Here is a 14998-nt window from a genome sequence, read left to right as displayed (position 1 = left end):
GGCCGATCGCGACGGAACCGATGCGCCCGCCGCCCGGGCGGGGTGCGATGAGCGATACAACCAGCGCAACTGCCGACAGGGCACGGGCCGACGAGGCGGCCGAAGCCATCCACGTCGAAAACCTGCACAAGCGGTTCGGCGAACTTCACGTGCTCAAGGGCGTTTCGCTGTCGGCGCGCGACGGTGAAGTGATCGCCATCATCGGCGGCAGCGGCTCCGGCAAGTCTACCCTGCTGCGCTGCATCAACTGCCTCGAAAATCCCACAAGCGGCACCATCCGGGTCAACGGCGAGGAAATCCGCCTCAGAAAGGACGGCGGCGGCGACCGCATACCGGCCGACCGCAAGCAGATCGAACGCATACGCTCGCGTCTCGGCATGGTCTTCCAGAGCTTCAACCTGTGGAGCCATATGACGCTTCTGGAAAACGTCATCGAAGTCCCGGTCCATGTTCTCGGCGTGGCGAAAGCGCAGGCGACCGAAACGGCTGAAAGCCTGTTGGAGCGCGTCGGACTGGCCGACAAGCGCGACGTCTATCCGTCATTTCTGTCCGGCGGCCAGCAGCAGCGCGGCGCCATCGCCCGGGCGCTTGCCGTGCAGCCGCGCGTCATGCTGTTCGACGAGCCGACCTCGGCGCTCGACCCGGAACTGGTCGGCGAAGTGCTCAAGGTGATCGCCGACCTGGCACATGAAGGGCGCACCATGGTGCTGGTCACCCATGAGATGAAGTTCGCCCGCGAAGTGGCTTCGCATATTGTCTTTTTGCACGACGGGGTCGTCGAGGAGGAAGGCCCGCCGGAACAGCTTTTCGGGGCGCCGAAATCCGAGCGGCTGAAACAGTTCATCCGCACCGTTTCGTAAGGTACCGGGGGACTCGGGAACCACTCAACAAGACACGCAACAAGAACGGGAGAAAAAGATGAAATCACTCTTGAAGGTCGCAGCCGGAGCGCTGTTGCTCGGATCCGTTGCCGTCGGCCACGCGCAGGCAGAGAAAATCACAGTCGGCATGGCGCCGGAGCCCTACCCGCCATTCGCCTCGCCGGACGCGTCGGGCGAGTGGAACGGCTGGGAGATCGAGATGATCCACGCCTTGTGCGACGAAGCAAAATTCGACTGCGAGATCAGCATGACGGCCTGGGACGGCCTCATCCCGGCGCTCAACTCGAAGAAGATCGACGCGATCATCAATTCGATGTCGATCACCGCCGAGCGCATGAAATCAATCGATTTCTCCGAAAAATACTACAACACGCCGACCGGCGTCATGGGCCCCAAGGGCATGGAATTCGAGGCCACGCCGGAGGGCCTCGAGGGCAAGATCCTCGGCGTGCAGGTGTCGACCGTCCATGAGGCCTACGCCAAGGAGCACTTCGCCGACAGTGTCGCCGAGATCAAGGTCTACCAGACGCAGGACGAGGCGCATGCCGACCTGGCGGCGGGCCGCGTCGATGCCGTGCAGGCGGATTCGCTGTCGCTGGCTGCGTTCCTGGAGACCGATCAGGGCAAGGCATGCTGCGAGATGAAGGGCGATGTCGCACCGGACGAGGACATTCTCGGCCCGGGCGTCGGCGTCGGCCTGCGCAAGGGCGACGATGCATTGAAGGAAAAGTTCAATGCCGCCATCAAGGCCATCCGCGCCAACGGAACGTATGACGAGATCACGAAGAAATATTTCGATTTCGACATCTACGGCGAGTGAGCGGGGGCAACACTCGCTGCGGCGCGCCGGGCAGGTCCCGGCGCGCCATTGGCCCGCCCTTTCGGCAGGACCGCAAGCAGTGCGTGAGGGCACCGTCACGCAGCGCCGAAAGTCACCGTGCTCCCTCTAGCGCGCGTTCGCTTCAAACAGAAACGTTTGAAGCAAAGATATGCGCGCCAGATGGATGGCCTCATTCGCGGCCGCAACATCCGAGTTAGATGTCGATCGAATCCTTTCTCCTCCCACTCGCCCAGTCGGGCATTGTCGAACTTCTCTGGCCCGTTCCGCCGGGTTGGGGCGGCAATCTGCTGCGCGGACTGGGCAATTCGGTGCAGATCGCGCTCGGCGCCTTCGGCATGGGGATCGTCATCGGCACGACCGGCGCCTGGTGCAAGCTCTACGGCAATGCCGTCGTCAAGGATCTGTTCGAGGTCTACACCACCGTCGTGCGGGCCGTGCCCGAACTCGTGCTGATCCTGCTGCTCTACTATGCCGGCACCGATCTGGTGAACCGTGTGCTGGAATCCATAGGCTACCCGCCGATCGACATTGGCGGACTGGCGGCCGGCATCGGCGTGCTCGGCGTCGTCCAGGGGGCGTACGCGACCGAGGTCATCCGCGGCGCCATCAAGTCCATTCCGCAGGGCCAGATCGAAGCAGCCCGTGCCTATGGCATGTCGCCCTTCCTGCTCATGCGGCGCATCACCCTGCCGGCCATGTTGCCCTATGCCATTCCAGGGCTGGCCAATCTGTGGCTGATCGCCACCAAGGATACGGCCCTGCTGGCGGTCGTGGGCTTCAACGAACTGACGCAGGAAACCCGGATGGCCAACATCATCGAGGTCACCAACGAACCGCTCCAGCCGGCGCGCACCTGGTTCAAGCCGCACCGCATCGTGCTCATCGCGCTCGCCGTCGGCCTCATGGCATGGGCGGCGCTCACCATGCGCTGGGACTGGATCCCCGACTATGCGCCGTTGGCCGCCGAAGGGCTCTGGCGGACCATCTGGATCCTGATCGTCACCTGCATTCTCGGCTTTGCGCTGGCCGTACCGCTGGGGCTCGCCCAGGCCGCCGGTCCGCGCTATCTGGCCGCACCCGCGCGCGCCTTCTGCACCGTCATCCGCGGAACGCCGCTGCTTCTCCAGTTGTGGCTGCTCTATTACGGGCTCGGCTCGCTGTTCCCGCAATTTCCGTGGATCCGCGGCTCCGAGCTCTGGCCCTATCTGCGCCAGGCATGGCCCTATGCCGTGTTGTCGCTGACACTGTCATTCGCCGGATATGAGGGAGAGGTCATGCGCGGCGCCTTCGCCGGCGTGCCCAAGGGGCAATTGGAGTCGGCGCGCGCCTTCGGCATGAGCCGCTGGAAGGTGCTGCGGCGCATCTGGCTGCCCCAGGCCATCTATCGCGCCCTGCCGACGCTGGCCGGCGAAACAGTGCTGCAGCTCAAGGCGACACCGCTGATCGCGACCATCACCGTCGTCGACATCTACGCCGTGTCCAGCCGCGTGCGCCAGGACACCTTCATCATCTACGAGCCGCTGCTGCTCCTGGCGCTGATCTATCTGATCATCACCGGGGTCATCATCCTCATATTCCGCTGGCTGGAAAACCGCGTCCCCTCGCGTCTCGGCTGATATGCGCCCTCAGGGAACGGCCATTTCGACATCCTGCGGCGGCCGAATCCGTCATGCGGGCGCGTTGTACTGGCGCACATGACAAATTGATGACATTTTTATGAACCCCCTATAACCCGTTCTGGGAGATGGTGGTTGTTCAGCTTTGTGACACCAAAGGCGCGCGACGCAACGCGTGCGTCAAGCCGCATAAGAAGCGTCCTGCGACACCGCAGCACGCGACGCACCGGCGTGGCGTTGCTCCTGATTTGCATCACCGTCTTTCTCGTCGAAGCCATTGCGCGTTCCTCGCTCGCCGGCGCATGGGGCTTTTTCGTCGAGCCGCACCACCCGGCATTGGGAACCGTGATCGCAATGGCGGTTCTTCTGCTGCTCGGCGATGCGCTGTGCGGGCGCGCCCTGATGGGGTTCCTGATCCTGGCACCGCTCACATTGGGTCTGGCCTGGATCGGCGCCGAAAAGGTGCGCTATCTCGGCGATCCGCTCTATCCAAGCGATTTTCTCTATGCGCGCCAGATCGTCGACCTGCTGCCGCTCCTGATACGCGAGCGGCCCCTCGCCGCGGTTCTGGCGGCGCTGGGCGTGGTCGTCTCGGTCATCATCCTTCTGCGCATCTGGCTGGTGCGGCGCCGCTTGTTTGCGCCCCTGCGCCTGCGCGACAGGGCGTGGCGCGTCGCGGTCGCCGTGCCGGCGATCCTGCTGTTTGCCTCGATGACCGACTACCACAGCCTCTCCTGGGCGCGCGAGCGGCTCTACATCTGGCCCATCATGTGGGACCAGCAGGAAAATTACGACCACAACGGGTTCGCCCTCGCCTTCGCCCTCAACGTGCCGATGGCCAATGTGTCGGCGCCGCCCGGCTATTCCGCGCCGGCCATGGCGCGCATCACGGACGGCATCGGCCCGACCGGCACCGCCAACCCGCTGGCCGCCGGCCGCCAACGCCCGGACGTCATCCTCATCATGAGCGAATCCTTCTGGGACCCGACCCGCCTGCCGGGCATATCGATCGAACCGGATCCAATTCCGACGATACGCGGTATGCAGTCGGGACATATCTTCTCGCCCGAATTCGGCGGCATGACCGCCAATGTTGAGTTCGAAGCGCTGACGGGCTTTTCCAACGCCTTCCTGCCCTACGGCAGCATTCCCTATCAGCAATATGTACGCGGCGAGATGCCCTCGCTGGCGACTTTCTTCAAGCGGCAGGGCTATGTCACGCGCGCGTTCCACCCCTTCAAGGCCTTCTTCTGGAATCGCGGCAACGTCTACGAGTCCTTCGGCTTTGACCGGTTCTACTCCTATGAAAAGCTTCCGTCGCTGAAAAAGCGCGGCAAGCTCGCCTCCGACGCGGCTCTGATCGACGAGATGATCAGGCATGCCGACACCACCTCGGCGCCCTTCTTCTATTTTGCCGTTACCTTGCAGAGCCACGGGCCTTACGAGCCCGATCGCTATCCCGACAGTTCCCTGCGCATCCGCGGCGCACCCGACGCCAAGACGCGCGGCACGATCGCGACCTTTGCCCAGAACATGGCCGATGCCGATGCAAGCTTCGCCAGGCTGATCGAATGGGCCGAGGCACGCAAACGCCCCACCGTGATCGGCTTTTTCGGCGATCATCTGCCGCCGCTTGGCAAGAACTACGCCAGGACCGGCATGTTCAAGGGCCCGGTGGCCGAGCGCATCGGACCGGCATCCAAGCTGCTCCCGGCCCGCGAAACGCCGCTTGTCCTGTGGTCGAACACGGGCGGAAGCGACACCAAGCTCGGAACCATCAGCCCCGCCTTCGTCCCGCTCTACCTTTTGAGCAAGGCTGGACTGGAGCATCCCTATTACACGCAGTTCCTCGGCCGGATTCACGAGCGCTTCGATGTCATCGACCGGCATTTGCTGATCGAAGCGGGCGGAGATTCGCACCAAGCATGGCTGAGGAACGGGACGCTCGACCCGTTGCTGGATGAATACCGGCTGCTGCAATACGATACCATGTTCGGGCGCCGCCACGCCCTGCCGAAAATGTTTCCCGATATGCAGCCCTGGCCGGTCCAGCCGGCCAGCTGACGACCAAGCTTGCCGGACCTCGCCTCGCCCGCCAAAATGCGCCTCTACGATCCGTGAGCACCATTGCGGGCGTGACGGGTTTCGCATACGAGCAGACGAAACATTTGGGAACGGAAACAGCCCGGCGATAACAAACCAACCAGAGATGGAACCATGACCAGAACATTTGCGAAATCGTTGAACGGCGGTATTTCCCGCAGAACCCTCGTCAAGACCGCAGGAGCGGGCGCGGCCGTTCTCGCCGCAGGCAGCCTGCCCGGCCGGCTCTTCGCCCAGGAACCCCTAAAGGTGGCCGCGATCTACACCGTGCCCGTCGAGCAGCAATGGGTAAGCCGCATTCACAAGGCCGCCAACGCGGCCAAGGACCGCGGCGATATCGAGTATGTCTTTTCGGAAAACACGTCCAACAGCGATTATGAGCGCGTCATGCGTGAATATGCCGAAGCCGGTCACCAGTTGATCGTCGGCGAGGTCTTCGGCGTCGAGGATGCCGCCCGCACGGTGGCCGCAGACTACCCCGATACGGCCTTCCTGATGGGCTCGAGCTTCAAGCCGGACGACGCCCTGCCCAACTTCGCCGTCTTCGACAACTACATCCAGGACGCCTCCTACCTTTCCGGCATCATCGCCGGCGCGATGACGAAGTCGAAGAATATCGGCATGGTCGGCGGCTTTCCGATCCCCGAGGTCAACCGCCTCATGCACGCCTTCATGGCCGGCGTGCGCGAGATTGCGCCCGACGCGAAGTTCCAGGTCTCCTTCATCGGGTCCTGGTTCGACCCGCCCAAGGCCAAGGAAACGGCATTCGCCCAGATCGATGCCGGCGCCGACATCATGTATGCCGAGCGCTTCGGCGTCTCCGACGCCGCCCAGGAAAAGGGTGTTCTGGCCATTGGCAACGTGATCGACACCCAGGCCGACTATCCCGAGACTGTCGTGGCGTCCGCGCTATGGCATTTCGAGCCGACGCTCGAACATGCGATCGCCGAGGTCAAGGGCGGCACGTTCAAGGCAACGGACTACGGCCTTTATTCCTTCATGAAGGAAGGCGGTTGCTCGCTCGCTCCCCTCGGCACCTTCGAAGGCAAGGTGCCCGACGATGCCCTTGCCCTGGTGGCGGAGAAGGAAAAGGCGATCAAGGACGGCTCGCTCGTGGTGGAAATCAACGACGAGGAGCCGAAGTCGAGCTGATGGCAGCGACCTCTCCCCCTTGAGGGGAGAGGGGCCCGCAAAGCGGGCCGGGTGGGGTCGCCGCGATCATGCGCGACCTCATTGAACAGCGCCGACCAACACGCAAGCCGAGCACTGCCGACATGACCCCACCCGGCCCTTCGGGCCACCCTCCCCTCAAGGGGGAGGGGGACCCTCGCCAAGGCATCGTCCTTAGCCTTTGCGGCATCACGAAGCACTTCGGCCCGCTGGTCGCCAATGACGCGATCTCGCTCGACATCAGCGCCGGCGAGGTCGTGGCACTGCTCGGCGAGAACGGCGCCGGCAAGACGACGCTGATGAACATCCTGTTTGGCCACTATGTCGCCGATGAAGGCACGGTGGAGGTGTTCGGCCACCCCCTGCCCGCCGGCGATCCGCGCGCCGCGCTCGATGCGGGCGTCGGCATGGTGCATCAGCATTTCACCCTGGCCGACAATCTGACGGTGCTCGAAAACATCGTTCTGGGAACCCAGAGCCCCTGGCGGCTGCGGCTCGACCGGGCCGGTGCCGAAAGGCGCATTAAGAAGCTGGCCGCCGATTTCGGCCTCGAGGTCGATCCCGGCGCGACAGTCGCCTCGCTCACGGTGGGCGAACGTCAGCGCGTCGAGATCCTCAAGGCGCTCTATCGCGATGCGCGGATATTGATCCTCGACGAGCCGACTGCGGTCCTGACTCCGATCGAGACCGAGGCGTTGTTCGCAACCTTGCGGCGCATGGTGGCCGATGGATTGTCCGTCATCTTCATTTCGCACAAGCTCAACGAAGTCATGGCGATCAGCGACCGCGTCATGGTGCTGCGCGCCGGCCGGCTTTCCGGCGAACGCCGGACGAGCGAAACCACCCGGCAGGAACTGGCGACGCTGATGGTCGGTCAGGAAATCGTCCCGCCACCGGTCGAGCCGGTGCCGCGCGGTCCCGCGCTGCTGACGCTCGACAGGGTCGCCACGCCGTCTCAGGGCGCGCGTTCCGGACTGCGCGACATCTCGCTGTCGCTCAATGGCGGCGAGATCACCGGGCTGGCCGGCGTTTCGGGCAACGGCCAGGCGGCACTGGCCTCCCTCATTTCCGGTACCGATGCGCCAGCCTCCGGCACCATCGCGATCGCCGATACGGCCGCGGCCGCCTGGTCGCAGGCCGAAGCCTTGGCGCATGGCGTCGCGCGCATTCCCGAGGACCGCCACGGCACCGGCACGATTGCCGATATGAGCATCACCGAAAACGCGATTTCGGAGCGCTACCGCGATCCTCGCTTCTCCCACCATGGGCTGCTCGATTGGTCGGCCGCGCGCGGCTTCGCCGAGGAGATCATCGCGGAATACGACGTCAAATGCCCCTCGCCCGACGCGCCGATCCGGCTTTTGTCGGGTGGCAACATGCAAAAACTGATCCTCGGTCGGGCCCTGGCGCCCAGTCCGAAGATCATTTTGGCCAGCCAACCGACGCGCGGTCTCGATGTCGGCGCGATCGCCTATGTGCACAGCCGGCTTCTTCAAGCGCGCGCCAATGGTGCCGCCATCCTGCTCATCTCGGAGGATCTCGACGAGATATTGACCTTGTCGGACCGCGTCCTCGTCATGTTCAAGGGCAGGCTCTCCGCCCCCTCGGCGCGCGGCGAACGCTCCATCGGCGAGCTCGGCGAACTGATGGCCGGCCACGGCATGGAGGAGGCGAGCCATGCGGCTTGAGCCGAAACCGGCGCCATCGCTCGCCGCAACGCTGGCCTACCCGGCCGCCGCCATCGTCGCGACATTTCTGATCGCTTCCCTGCTGGTGCTGGCGGCGGGTGCGTCGCCCTTTTCGGTCTTCGCGCTGGTCGCCAAGGGCGCGGCCGGGTCGCAATTCGCCATCATGGAGACGCTGACGCGCGCCACGCCGCTGATCTTCACCGGCCTGGCGGTCGCCGTCGCCTTTCGCGCCAAGCTGTGGAACATCGGCGCCGAAGCCCAGCTCTATGCCGGCGCTGTCGTCACGGTGGTGCTCGGCACCGGCGCCCTGCCGCTTCCCGCGCCGATCCTCATCCCGCTTCTGATGGTTGCCGCGATGGCGGCCGGCGCCCTTCTCCTGTTCGGGCCGGCGATCCTGAAAACCCGTTTCGGCGTCGACGAGGTGGTCACGACGCTGCTTTTGAATTTCATCGTGCTGCTCTTCGTCTCGATGCTGCTCGAGGGACCGCTCAAGGATCCGATGGGCCTTGGCTGGCCGCAATCGCCGAAACTGATCGCCGAGGCGCGTCTGCCGCGCATCATCCAGGGCAAACGCCTGCATTACGGCTTCGCCGTCGCACTGGTCTCCGCTTTCATCGTCTGGGTCATCATGAAAAAGAGCACGCTCGGCTACGAGATGCGCGCCGTCGGCCACAATCCGCAAGGCGCACGCTTTGCCGGCATCCCCGTCAACGCCACGCTGATCAAGACGGCGCTGTTGTCGGGCGGGCTGGCTGCGCTCGCCGGCTTCTCCGAGGTCTCGGGCCTGAAGGGCAACCTGACGCTCGATCTTTCGCCCGGCTTCGGCTACACCGGCATCGTCGTGGCGATGCTCGCCATGCTCAATCCGTTGGGCGTCGTCATATCCGCCATCTTCGTTGCCGGCATCTTCGTCGGCGCCGACGCCATGAGCCGATCGGCCGGCGTGCCGAGCTACATCGCCAATGTGATGACGGCCACGGCGCTCCTGACGATGGTCACGGCGATCATGCTTTCCAGGTACCGGGTGCGGTGGAGGTAGGGGATGAAGTGCGCCTTCTTTACCCTCCCCCTTGAGGGGAGGGTCGTCGAGAAAACGGAACGACCTGAAGTTCGTGAGACGGGGTGGGGTGGGGAAAGGCAGCGCTCGGCGCCAGAAGAACGTCGAGCACGACCTCTGCGCCCCCACGCGGCCGCTTCGCGGCCACCCTCCCCTCAAGGGGGAGGGAAGCACTAGTGGAAGCGTTCGACATCCTGTTCACCGCGACCTTCTGGACCGCCGCGATCCGCATTGCCTCGCCGCTGATCTTCGCAACCATGGGCGAACTGATCTGCGAGCGCGCAGGCGTGCTCAATCTCGGCATCGAAGGCATCATGGTGGCGGGCGCCTTTGCCGGCTGGTTCGCGGTCTATTCTGGGGCCGACCTTTGGACCGGCGTCGCCGTGGCGGCTGCGACCGGTGCGGCGTTCGGCCTGCTGCATGCCACGCTGACCGTACCTTTCGGCCTGTCGCAGCATGTCGTCGGCATCGGCGTGACGCTGCTGGCGACGAGCCTGACCTATTTCACCTATCGCCTCGCCCTGCCCGAGGTCTCCTCGCCGCCGAAGATCGAACCATTCCAGCCATGGCCGATCCCGCTCCTGTCCGACATTCCGGTCGCCGGCCCGGCATTATTCTCCCAGACCCCTTTCACCTATCTGGCCTATGTCACCGTGGCGGCGGTCGCCTGGGTGCTTTATCGCACGCCGCTCGGCCTTGCCGTGCGGGCCGCCGGCGAAAGTCCGGCTGCCGTGGAGGCGCAGGGTATCTCGGTCACCGCCATCCGCGTCGGCGCGGTCATGGCCGGCAGCGCGCTGATGGCCGTTGGCGGGGCCTTCCTGACCCTGTCGGCGTTCAACTCTTTCTTCTTCGAGATGGTCAACGGGCGCGGCTGGGTCTGCATCGCGCTGGTCGTCTTCGGCTCCTGGCGGCCCGGCAAGGCGCTCCTCGGGGCGATCCTCTTCGCCGCTTTCGACGCCTACCAGATCCGCCTGCAACAGGTGGCGGGCTCGGTCGTGCCCTATCAGGTCTTCCTGATGATGCCCTATATATTGTCGATCCTGGCGCTGATCGTGGTGGCGCGCCGCGCCACCTATCCCAAGGCGCTGATGATCCCCTACCAGAAAGGCGAAAGATGAGCTTTGACCTGATCGTCAAGGGCGGCATCCTGCCCGACGGCAAGACAGCCGATATCGCAATCGCCGGCGAGCGGATCGTGGCGATCGAACCAGGGATCGACGCCGAAGCGGGCCGCATCGTCGATGCGACGGGCAATCTCGTCGCGCCGCCGCTGGTCGATCCGCATTTCCACATGGACGCCACGCTGTCCTACGGCTTGCCGCGCATCAACGCCTCGGGCACGCTGCTGGAAGGCATCGCGCTGTGGGGCGAATTGAAGCCGCTGCTGACGCATGAAGCGGTCAAGGAACGGGCGCTCGCCTATTGCGACTGGGCCGTCTCGATGGGCCTGCTCGCCATTCGCAGCCATGTCGATGTCTGCGACGACCGGCTGCTCGCGGTCGAGGCGCTGCTGGAGGTGAAGAAGGAGGTTGCCCCCTATATCGACCTGCAGCTCGTCGCCTTCCCCCAGGACGGCTTCTACCGCTCGCCCAATGCGCGCGAAAACACCATCCGCGCACTCGACATGGGGCTCGACATCGTCGGTGGCATTCCGCATTTCGAGCGCACCATGGCCGATGGAACGCGCTCCGTCACCGAGTTGTGCGGGATCGCTGCCGAACGCGGCCTGATGGTCGACATGCATTGCGACGAGACCGACGATCCCAACTCGCGCCATATCGAGCAACTGGCCTACGAGGCGCAGCGCCTGGGACTGCAGGGGCGGGTGAACGGCTCGCACCTGACCTCCATGCACTCCATGGACAATTATTATGTCTCAAAGCTCCTGCCGCTGATTGCCGAGGCGGGCGTTTCGGCCTGTCCGAACCCGCTCATCAACATCGTCATCCAGGGCCGACACGACACCTACCCGAAGCGCCGCGGCATGACGCGCGTGCCCGAAATGCTGGAAGCCGGCATCAAGGTCGGATTTGGCCAGGATTGCGTGCTCGACCCGTGGTATCCGCTCGGCACGGCCGACATGCTCGACGTCGCCTTCATGGGCCTGCATGTGGCGCAGATGACCAGTCCGGCCGACATGCGCCGGTGCTTCGACATGGTCACCCGGACCAATGCCGAGATCATGGGGCTCGATGACTACGGGCTGGAGGTCGGCAACAAGGCGAGCCTCGTCGTGCTCGACGCAGGCAATCCCGTGGAGGCGATCAGGCTGCGCCCCGAACGGCTGTGCGTTGTCGCCAAGGGCAAGGTGGTCGCCGAGCGCACGCAGCAGAAGACGCGGCTCAGCCTGCCCGACCGGCCGAACGAGGTCTGGCGACGCCATCAGGCAGGCTGAGATCAACGCCATTGCAGCGCGTTGTCAGCCGGCGTCTTGCGGCTGCTTGATGGCCATGGCCGCGGTCGTATATCCGCCCGAGGCGCCATCGACGAAATGGACGTGATCGTCACGGCCGAAGGACGGCACGATGCAGGTCATGATGGCGGCGTCCTGATCGAACAGCCCGTAGCTGACGATACCGGCCCGCGATGCCTCCTCGAGGATGGCCTCGATCCGCCGCCGTGTCGCGGCGTCACAGTCGAGTGTCATCTTCAGCCCGTCCTCGTATTTGCGGAAATCCGCGTTGTTCGACACCGACTGCGTGTAGTGATCGGGATCGAACGCGCCGACGCGCAGATGAAGGCGGAAGATCAGCGCGCCGAAGAGCGTCACCAAGAAGAGCTTCAGCTTGCACCAAAGAAGCGATCCGCCGGCGCGCCGGGCGCATGCCTCGATCGACACTCCCTTCGCGGGCCAGGCCAGGCGCAGGCGCGAGGTTTGCGCCGGGTTGCCATCCAGTTCGAGACTTGCGGTCACGTCCACAATGCGCCGCATCATGCCTTCCACATCGGCCGCAGGCGCGCCCGCAACGGGCAGTGCGAGCACGGACAGGATGCTGCCGTGCTGGGCGCGGATCGGCGTCCAACGGCACGAAAGCCCGGCAAGATCGGGAAATGCGCCGGCGGGCGCCGGCTCGACGCGATATCGGCCATCCTTCATGGCGCGCTCGGCCCAGGCAACGCCGCCACCAGTGAACATGGCGTAGTCGACCTCGTTCGAAGCGCCGTAGCGCGCTACGGCAACATCCCACCCGGCGGCGCGTATATCCGTGGCCGGTACGATCGCGCCACGCATCTCGAAGCCGAATTCGTCGGCCGCCCAGCGCAACACGCGCGCCAATGCGTCGCGCACCCGCTCCTGCTGGCTTCTTGGAAATGCGAACGACGCCCCGTCGCCGCCAAAGACATAGGGAAACCGCTCATCGCCGGCGGCATTGATCTGGGCGGAAATGACCGCGCCGCCGACCGTGTTCACCTCCTTGTACCTGCCCTTTGCGATATGCCCAGTTGAGCCGACAATGTCGGCCACACCGACACACCAGTCATCCGGAAGCGGGGTGTAGACGGCCGCATTCGACAGGCTCTTGAAGTCCTTTTGAACGGGAAGCGAGTCGTAGAAGCTGCTGCTCGCTGCACTGCTCGGCGTGTCCATGGACGCGTTCGACCTCACCGCTCCTCACGATTACCAGCCAATACCCATAGTCCAATCCGTGGGCGCCCAAAAGGCGGTACAATCAAAAGACCCCTCAGCCACCGATGACTGATTCATATCTCCTTCCATGCTCAGGCATATTGACGAATGTAATAACATCACATAGGCAGGCACGGATTGCCGCCGGAACGCTGCCATGACCGAACCCGCACTTGCGTTTGACGATCTGACACTGGGCTATGACAGCCATCCCGCCGTTCATCACCTGACCGGCGCGGTGGAGCGCGGATCGCTCACCGCCGTCGTCGGGCCCAACGGATCGGGCAAGTCGACATTGATGAAGGGTATCGTCGGCGTGCTGGACCCCATGGAAGGCGCCGTCACCGTCGGCAAGGGGATGAAGATCGCCTATCTGCCGCAGCAATCCGAGATCGACCGCTCCTTTCCCGCCCGGGTGCTCGACCTGGTGCGCCTCGGCCTGTGGCGCGAGCGCGGGCTTCTGGGCCGCTACACGAGACAGGACGGCGAGCGCATGACGCAGGCCTTGTCGGCCGTCGGCCTGACTGGGTTCGAGAGCCGGCCGATCGACACGCTGTCCGGCGGCCAGATGCAGCGCACCCTTTTCGCTCGGGTCCTGGTGCAGGATGCCGATCTCATTCTGCTCGACGAGCCGTTCAACGCGGTCGACGCCAAGACGATCGGCGACCTGATCGCGCTGATCGAGCGATGGCACGGAGAACGGCGCACCGTCATCGTCGTGGCCCACGATCTCGAGCTTGTCCGCGCGCATTTTCCACAGACACTGCTTCTGGCGCGCCAGAAGGTTGCCTGGGGCATGACGGCCGAGGCGCTGAAAGCGGAGAATCTCTTGCGCGCGCGGCGCTTCAACGAGGCGTGGAGCGAGGACGCGCCCTGGTGCGAAGAACATGACGGCCACGCGCATCCGCACCACCAACACCCGCAAGGCGGCGCCGGTCCGCACGAAAGCGTCGATGCGCCCCATTCCCAGAAGGGAGCGGCCTGAGCCCCATGTATGAGTTCCTCGTTGCCCCCTTCGTGGAGTTCGGCTTCATGCAGCGCGCGCTCGCCGGCTCGCTGCTTCTGTCGCTCTCCTCATGTCCGGTCGGCGTCTTCTTGATGCTGCGCCGCATGAGCCTGACCGGCGACGCCATGGCGCATGCGATCCTGCCTGGCGCTGCGGTCGGCTTCCTGTTTTTCGGCCTCCAGATCCTGCCGATGACCATTGGCGGCCTGGTGGTCGGCATGGTTGTGGCGCTCGGCGCCGGCGCGGTGTCGCGCTTCACGGTGCAGAAGGAGGATGCCTCGATGGCCGCCTTCTACCTGATATCGCTCGCACTGGGTGTGCTCATCGTCTCGCTGCGCGGGTCCAGCGTCGACCTCATGCATGTGCTGTTCGGCACCGTGCTTGCCCTCAACAACGAGGCCCTTACGCTGATTGCCGCGATCGCCGCCATCACGGTCGTCACCTTGAGCATCTTCTGGCGCGGACTGGTCGCGGAATGTCTCGATCCGCTGTTCCTGCGCTCGGTCAGCCGCATCGGCACGCCGGTGCATTTCATCTTCCTGGTGCTGGTGGTGCTCAATCTCGTCGGCGGGTTTCAGGCGCTCGGCACGCTGCTTTCGGTCGGGCTGATGATGCTGCCGGCCGCCGCCGCTCGCTTCTGGACGCTGCGCGTGGAGCCGATGTGCCTGTTGGCGCTCGCCATCGGCATGGTTTCCTGCGTCGCCGGCTTGCTTGTCTCCTATCATTTTTCCCTGCCCTCGGGTCCGGCAATCATTCTCTCCGCCGGCGCGATCTATCTGGCGTCCATCCTCCTGGGCACGCGCGGTGTCGTACTGACCCGCTACCACCGCCATCACCATCGCACCGCCTGACGCGCTTTTGCGCGATGCACGAAGCCGGCGGGCAATGCCTGTTCTCAATGGATTTGCCCCGGCCTTTGAGCTAGCAGGTTGCTGAAGAAGCCGCCAATTTTGCCGGCATTTCTTTGATGGGCGTTTTCTGGCGTGTCTTTACGTGATCCTTGCGATG

The 14998-nt window shown here is 64.5% G+C and carries 12 protein-coding genes; 11 read left to right on the top strand and 1 reads right to left on the bottom strand.

The genetic code is table 11. The features are described from left to right. Positions 1-47: 47 nt before the first annotated feature. The 9 genes from GM909_RS09365 (at position 48) to GM909_RS09325 (ending at position 11751) form a co-directional block, all read left to right on the top strand. Entirely contained in the window at positions 48-860 is an 813-nt protein-coding gene (locus GM909_RS09365) for an ABC transporter ATP-binding protein (RefSeq protein WP_157016121.1), read from the top strand. A 58-nt stretch (positions 861-918) separates the two neighbouring features. Beyond that, positions 919-1701 (top strand): transporter substrate-binding domain-containing protein, encoded by a 783-nt coding sequence (locus GM909_RS09360; protein WP_157016120.1) that lies wholly within the window; start codon positions 919-921, stop codon positions 1699-1701. 218 nt (positions 1702-1919) lie between these two features. Next, positions 1920-3338 (top strand): ABC transporter permease subunit, encoded by a 1419-nt coding sequence (locus GM909_RS09355; RefSeq protein WP_157016119.1) that lies wholly within the window; start codon positions 1920-1922, stop codon positions 3336-3338. Between the two features lie 135 nt (positions 3339-3473). Further along, positions 3474-5402, top strand: coding sequence for an LTA synthase family protein (locus GM909_RS09350; protein ID WP_235911783.1), 1929 nt, complete (start codon positions 3474-3476; stop codon positions 5400-5402). Positions 5403-5555: 153 nt separating this feature from the next. Continuing rightward, entirely contained in the window at positions 5556-6593 is a 1038-nt protein-coding gene (locus GM909_RS09345) for a BMP family protein (protein WP_157016118.1), read from the top strand. A 68-nt stretch (positions 6594-6661) separates the two neighbouring features. After that, on the top strand, positions 6662-8299 hold the full coding sequence (locus GM909_RS09340) for an ABC transporter ATP-binding protein (protein ID WP_235911782.1): 1638 nt from the start codon (positions 6662-6664) through the stop codon (positions 8297-8299). Then, on the top strand, positions 8289-9338 hold the full coding sequence (locus tag GM909_RS09335) for an ABC transporter permease (RefSeq protein WP_157016117.1): 1050 nt from the start codon (positions 8289-8291) through the stop codon (positions 9336-9338). Before GM909_RS09340 ends, GM909_RS09335 begins: the two co-directional genes overlap by 11 nt. Positions 9339-9532: 194 nt before the next feature. Beyond that, positions 9533-10474 carry an ABC transporter permease gene (locus GM909_RS09330; protein ID WP_157016116.1) on the top strand — a complete coding sequence of 314 codons (942 nt, stop codon included), beginning with the start codon at positions 9533-9535 and terminating at the stop codon, positions 10472-10474. Continuing rightward, positions 10471-11751 (top strand): amidohydrolase family protein, encoded by a 1281-nt coding sequence (locus GM909_RS09325; protein ID WP_157016115.1) that lies wholly within the window; start codon positions 10471-10473, stop codon positions 11749-11751. Before GM909_RS09330 ends, GM909_RS09325 begins: the two co-directional genes overlap by 4 nt. A gap of 24 nt (positions 11752-11775) precedes the next feature. On the opposite strand, the gene GM909_RS09320 is transcribed toward GM909_RS09325, so the two are convergent. Next, positions 11776-12945 carry a DUF3095 domain-containing protein gene (locus GM909_RS09320; protein WP_157016114.1) on the bottom strand — a complete coding sequence of 390 codons (1170 nt, stop codon included), beginning with the start codon at positions 12943-12945 and terminating at the stop codon, positions 11776-11778. Positions 12946-13141: 196 nt separating this feature from the next. Here GM909_RS09320 and aztA point away from each other — a divergent pair, with 196 nt between their 5' ends. Further along, positions 13142-13969, top strand: coding sequence for a zinc ABC transporter ATP-binding protein AztA (gene aztA / locus GM909_RS09315; RefSeq protein WP_157016113.1), 828 nt, complete (start codon positions 13142-13144; stop codon positions 13967-13969). Between the two features lie 5 nt (positions 13970-13974). Further along, complete coding sequence (gene aztB / locus GM909_RS09310; protein ID WP_157016112.1) at positions 13975-14841, top strand: zinc ABC transporter permease AztB; 867 nt, start codon at positions 13975-13977, stop codon at positions 14839-14841. The last annotated feature ends 157 nt before the right edge of the window (positions 14842-14998 follow it).

The sequence above is a fragment of the Mesorhizobium xinjiangense genome (assembly GCF_009749525.1).
In the GTDB taxonomy this organism is placed as follows: Bacteria; Pseudomonadota; Alphaproteobacteria; order Rhizobiales; family Rhizobiaceae; genus Mangrovimarina; species Mangrovimarina xinjiangensis.
The sequence above is the reverse complement of the archived record's forward strand: the minus strand, read 5'-3'. Positions and strand labels throughout refer to the sequence as shown.

What these genes read in the sequence shown, in the direction of transcription:
- aztB (WP_157016112.1), top strand. Translation starts at nt 13,975, where the DNA reads ATGTATGAGTTCCTCGTTGCCCCCTTCGTGGAGTTCGGCTTCATGCAG.
- GM909_RS09325 (WP_157016115.1), top strand. Translation starts at nt 10,471, where the DNA reads ATGAGCTTTGACCTGATCGTCAAGGGCGGCATCCTGCCCGACGGCAAG.
- GM909_RS09365 (WP_157016121.1), top strand. Translation starts at nt 48, where the DNA reads ATGAGCGATACAACCAGCGCAACTGCCGACAGGGCACGGGCCGACGAG.
- GM909_RS09355 (WP_157016119.1), top strand. Translation starts at nt 1,920, where the DNA reads ATGTCGATCGAATCCTTTCTCCTCCCACTCGCCCAGTCGGGCATTGTC.
- GM909_RS09320 (WP_157016114.1), bottom strand. Translation starts at nt 12,945, where the DNA reads ATGGACACGCCGAGCAGTGCAGCGAGCAGCAGCTTCTACGACTCGCTT.
- GM909_RS09340 (WP_235911782.1), top strand. Translation starts at nt 6,662, where the DNA reads ATGCGCGACCTCATTGAACAGCGCCGACCAACACGCAAGCCGAGCACT.
- GM909_RS09335 (WP_157016117.1), top strand. Translation starts at nt 8,289, where the DNA reads ATGCGGCTTGAGCCGAAACCGGCGCCATCGCTCGCCGCAACGCTGGCC.
- aztA (WP_157016113.1), top strand. Translation starts at nt 13,142, where the DNA reads ATGACCGAACCCGCACTTGCGTTTGACGATCTGACACTGGGCTATGAC.
- GM909_RS09360 (WP_157016120.1), top strand. Translation starts at nt 919, where the DNA reads ATGAAATCACTCTTGAAGGTCGCAGCCGGAGCGCTGTTGCTCGGATCC.
- GM909_RS09345 (WP_157016118.1), top strand. Translation starts at nt 5,556, where the DNA reads ATGACCAGAACATTTGCGAAATCGTTGAACGGCGGTATTTCCCGCAGA.